Origin of the sequence: Elstera sp. (assembly GCF_044372965.1) — a bacterium.
Lineage (GTDB): Bacteria > Pseudomonadota > Alphaproteobacteria > Elsterales > Elsteraceae > Elstera.
The window spans coordinates 1-4487 of the sequence record NZ_JBILQX010000238.1 but is presented as its reverse complement, the minus strand read 5'-3'; the positions used below and the strand labels follow the sequence as shown (position 1 = coordinate 4487).

The following is a 4487-nucleotide window of genomic DNA, read 5'->3' as shown; positions in this document are numbered from 1 at the left end:
CATCTGCATGAGAAGGTCGGCGACAAGCGTCGCCGCCGCAACGCTCGGCAGCATACCGATTTTCACCGAGCCGATAGGCCCAAGGCTGGCCGCCGCCATGATCTGCGCCTGAAGCATCTCCGGCGGCATTGCCTGCACCGCCGCAACGCCGCCCGCCCCTTGCGCCGTGACTGCCGTGACGACCAAACGCGCCGGAACGCCCATATCCGCGAGCACGCGCACATCTTGCGCTAAGCCTGCACCGCCGCTGGAATCGGTCCCGCCGATCAACAGAACCGCATTCATGCGGGGACACCGAGTGCCAAAACGGCGAGATTATGATTCTGATCGGCTTTAAGCACCCTCTCCGCCGCCGCTAACGCTCGCCGCCCCGAGGCGCAGGCGAGCACAAGCCGCGCGCCCGGTGGGAGAACCGGCAGCGCATCCGCCGTTGCCGCAATCGCCCCAGCACACGGAAGCGCCTCGCGTTCGACGGCAGAGCGAAGGTCGACAATAAGATCGGCGGGCAGAATATCCTCGGGCGACAGCAGCAGGGGGCGCGGCGGTAGACCGTCTTCGCTTGCGCCGATAAAGGAAATCGGCACGAACCGCCCCGCCCCTAAATCCGCCCGCCAGAGACGACCGCGCGGCTCCGGCGGATAGTCGATGACGAGATGCATCGCCAATTGCGCCATCCACGCCCCCAGCATCCCGACCGCTGGCCCCAGAACCCCGGCGCTGGCGCAGGAGGCGGGCGCGGGAAACTCCGGGAAAACCGCACGATAGCCAGGGGCGCGGTCGCAGAACACGCCGATGCTCCCCTCCATCCCCAGCATCGACGCGGAGACCAGCGGAATCCCGGCGCGGGTGCAGGCGTCCGACAAGGCACAGGAAACGAGGTAGGAATCGGCGGCATCCAGCACCACATCGCACCCCGCCACCAGCGCATCAGCGCGGGCGTCGGTGAGGGCCATAGCGTGCGGCTCGTACACAAGGGTCGGATTAAGGCCCGATAGGCGTTCGGCCGCCGCTTCCACCTTGAACCGGCCAATGTCGGCCTGAGCGAACAGCGTTTGCCGGTGCAAATTGCTCTCCGAGACCCGGTCGGCATCAACCAGACGCAACCGCCCAATCCCTGCCCCGGCAAGATAGAGCAAGGCGGGACAACCGAGCCCGCCGACGCCGACCACCAGCACCCGCGCCGACGCAAGCCGGGCTTGGCCATCGTCGCCCACCTGAGGAACCGCCGTTTGGCGGCTGTATCGATCCTCGCTCATCGCGTTGCCCTCACCCATTCCTGCGCGCGCGCTTCGGGATTGGCGGCTTGCAGCACGTCCGAGACCACCGCAATCGAATCCGCCCCCGCCGCATAGACCGGCGCGGCCCGTTCTAACGTCAATCCGCCGATGGCAACCAGCGGAATCGCGCCGAGACGCTGCTTCCATTCGGTCACGCGCGGCACGCCCTGGGGAGCCCAGGGCATTTTCTTGAGCGTCGTCGGATAGACCGGACCAAGGGCGATATAATCAGGCCGAGCGGCGAGCGCGGTCTCTAGCTCGTCCTCGCTATGAGTGCTGACGCCCAGCTTCAATCCGGCTTTGCGGATCGCGGGCAAATCGGCCTCGGTGAGGTCTTCTTGCCCCAGATGGAGCCAGTCGCAGCCAAGTTCGATGGCGAGCCGCCAATAGTCGTTCACCACCAAGGTAGCCCCTGCGGCCGCGCAGAGATCACGGGCGTGGGCGATTTCAGCCCGCAGAGCCGCTTCCGTCTGGTCTTTCATCCGCAGTTGTACGAAGCGCACGCCGCAGGGCAACAGCCGGGGCAGCCAGTCGGCGCGGTCGATGATCGGGTAAAAACGGTCCATCTCCGCCTCACAAAGCCGCAAGGCCGAAAACCGGCGTGGAGGGGGCCGCCATATCGCGCGCCGCCATTGGCCCCGCGCGATACCCGGCCCTTCCCGCTTCCACCGCTAGCGCAAAAGCGCGCGCCATGCCAGCGGGATCGTCGGCCTTGGCGATGGCGGTATTCAGCAGCACGCCGTCATAGCCGAGTTCCATTGCTTGAGCCGCGTGGGACGGCAGGCCAAGCCCGGCATCCACGATCAAAGGCACCTCCGAAAAGCGCGCCCGCAAGGTCCGTAGACCGTAGACATTATTAAGCCCGCGCGCCGAACCGATGGGCGCGCCCCAGGGCATCAGCACCTTGCACCCCGCCGCGAGGAGCTTTTCGGCGACCGAAAGATCTTCGGTGCAATAGGGCAGGATTTTGAACCCATCGGCGCTCAAAACCCGCGCGGCTTCCACCAGACCGAACGGGTCGGGCTGAAGGGTTTCCGGGTCGGCGATCACTTCAAGTTTCAGCCACTCGGTTTCGAACAGTTCCCGCGCCATCTGTGCCGTGGTGATCGCTTCCCGCGCCGTATAGCAGCCAGCGGTATTGGGCAGCAGCCGCGCGCCGGTTTCGGCACAAAGCGCTTGCAGCAACGGCCAGAACCCCTGCCCGCCCGCGCCTTCCCGGCGCAAGGAAACGGTCAGCAGCGCCGGTTTTGCCGCGCGCACCGCTTCGGCCATCACGCTTGGCGACGCATAAAGCGCCGTGCCCAGCATTAGGCGGCTTGAAAAATCGGTCTCGTAGAGGCGCATCGGTCAGCCCCCTTGCATGGGAATGAGAATTTCCACTTCGTCGCCCGCGCTCAACAGCAGGGCCGCGCGCGCCCGCTTAGCAACGAACAGCCGGTTCCAGGCCGTCGCCACCGCCGCGTCGGGATCGGCCCCGGTTTGGGCAAGATAGGTCACGACAAGTTCGTCCAAATTGGTAACGAGCCAATCACCCGCCTCGCCATTCACGATCAAGCGCATGCCCTAACCTCCTCCTGCACCAACGCCGCGATCTGCCGCGCCAGATAGGGGGCAAGCAGGAAGCCATGACGATAGGCCCCGTTTACCCGAATTACGCGGCCCGCGCGGCGCACCTGCGGGATATTATCAGCAAACGCCGGGCGCACTTGCGCGCCCGTTTCCAAAATCTCGGCCTCGGCAAAACCGGGATGGATTGCCCACAGGGCCGACAGCAGATCGAGCGCCGCGCGGGCGGTGATCGGCTTACGATCGTCGCTCTCAACCATCGTCGCGCCCAGCATGTAAACCCCCTCGCCCCGCGGCACCAGATAGCAGGGGTGGCGCGGGTGGATGAGACGCACGGGCCGGGTGATCTGAACATCCGGGCAGCGCAACACCAGCATTTCGCCGCGCACGCCGCGTAAGTCCGCGATATCCGGGCGGGCGGCGATGCCGCGCGCGTCGATGAGAAAATCGACGCCGATGAGATCGTCGGTCGTCCCGGCACGTCCCCACTGCACCCGCGATTGTTTGGCCAGAATCGACAAAGCCGCGCGCGGATCGAGATGCGCTTCGTCGGGATAGAAAATGCCGTGCCCATGTTTATCGGCCAAACCGGGTTCGAGGGCGGCCAGCGCCGCCCCCTCAACCACCGCGCCGCCCTGGGATTGCCGCAGAAAGCGCGGCAACTCGCCCTGATCGCGCGGGGCGGCCAGAACCAGCGAGCCACGCCGCGTAACGGGAACCCCCTGCGCTTCCCACCAATCGGCGCACCCCGCCGCCGCCGAAACTACTGCAGGCGGCGCGCTTTCGGCCTCGCAGCCGGGGGCGAGCATACCGCCCGCCAGCCAGGAGCAGGTTTCCCCGCTCAAAGCCGCCGCCCGGTCCCAGATTTCCACCGCAACGCCCTGTGCCCGCAGTTCGGCGGCGCAGGCGAGCCCGAAGACGCCTGCGCCCAAAATCCGAACGCGCCGCTCACTCGGCGGGGACATAGAGATCCCCCGTTTCGCGGAATTTTTCGGACATTTCCGCCATGCCCTGCGCCCGCGCGTCGTCACGGATTTCGTGGGAAATGCGCATCGAGCAGAATTTCGGCCCGCACATGGAGCAGAAATGCGCAACCTTATGGGCTTCCTTCGGCAGGGTCTGATCGTGGAAATCCCGCGCCGTTTCGGGGTCGAGCGCCAGATTGAACTGATCTTCCCAACGGAACTCGAAGCGCGCGCGCGACAAAGCATCATCCCGCAGCCGGGCCGCCGGATGGCCTTTCGCCAGATCCGACGCATGGGCGGCGATTTTGTAGGAAATCACGCCGACCTTCACGTCATTCCGATTCGGCAGGCCGAGATGCTCCTTCGGCGTCACGTAGCACAGCAAGGCCGTACCGAACCAGCCGATCATCGCCGCCCCGATGGCCGAGGTGATGTGATCGTAGCCGGGCGCAATATCGGTCGTCAGTGGCCCGAGCGTGTAGAAGGGCGCGCCGCCGCAGTGCTGAAGCTGCTTTTCCATATTGGCTTTGATCTTATGCATCGGCACATGGCCGGGGCCTTCGATCATCACCTGACAGTCTTTCGCCCAGGCAATTTTGGTTAGTTCGCCCAGGGTTTCGAGTTCGGCAAATTGGGCCGCATCGTTGGCGTCGGCGGTCGAGCCGGGGCGCAACCCGTC

Annotated in this window: 7 protein-coding genes; all 7 read right to left on the bottom strand. The window is 65.6% G+C overall.

Features of this window, described 5'->3' with window-relative positions:
• A partial coding sequence (locus ACIQ36_RS18675) for a bifunctional hydroxymethylpyrimidine kinase/phosphomethylpyrimidine kinase (protein ID WP_395832146.1) occupies positions 1–285 on the bottom strand: 285 nt, incomplete at its 3' end.
• Positions 282–1256, bottom strand: coding sequence for a HesA/MoeB/ThiF family protein (locus ACIQ36_RS18670; RefSeq protein ID WP_395832144.1), 975 nt, complete (start codon positions 1254–1256; stop codon positions 282–284). The genes ACIQ36_RS18675 and ACIQ36_RS18670, both read right to left, overlap by 4 nt.
• A complete protein-coding gene (locus ACIQ36_RS18665; RefSeq protein ID WP_395832142.1) occupies positions 1253–1843 on the bottom strand; it encodes a thiamine phosphate synthase in 591 nt (196 codons plus the stop codon). The genes ACIQ36_RS18670 and ACIQ36_RS18665 overlap by 4 nt, the downstream gene beginning before the upstream one ends.
• A 7-nt stretch (positions 1844–1850) precedes the next feature.
• Complete coding sequence (locus ACIQ36_RS18660; protein ID WP_395832140.1) at positions 1851–2621, bottom strand: thiazole synthase; 771 nt, start codon at positions 2619–2621, stop codon at positions 1851–1853.
• 3 nt (positions 2622–2624) lie between these two features.
• Positions 2625–2837: a MoaD/ThiS family protein gene (locus ACIQ36_RS18655; RefSeq protein ID WP_395832138.1), complete on the bottom strand. Its 213-nt coding sequence runs from the start codon at positions 2835–2837 to the stop codon at positions 2625–2627.
• Positions 2828–3808 (bottom strand): FAD-dependent oxidoreductase, encoded by a 981-nt coding sequence (locus ACIQ36_RS18650; RefSeq protein WP_395832136.1) that lies wholly within the window; start codon positions 3806–3808, stop codon positions 2828–2830. The genes ACIQ36_RS18655 and ACIQ36_RS18650 overlap by 10 nt, the downstream gene beginning before the upstream one ends.
• On the bottom strand, positions 3792–4487 hold a 696-nt coding region (locus ACIQ36_RS18645), incomplete at its 5' end, for a phosphomethylpyrimidine synthase ThiC (protein WP_395832134.1). The genes ACIQ36_RS18645 and ACIQ36_RS18650, both read right to left, overlap by 17 nt.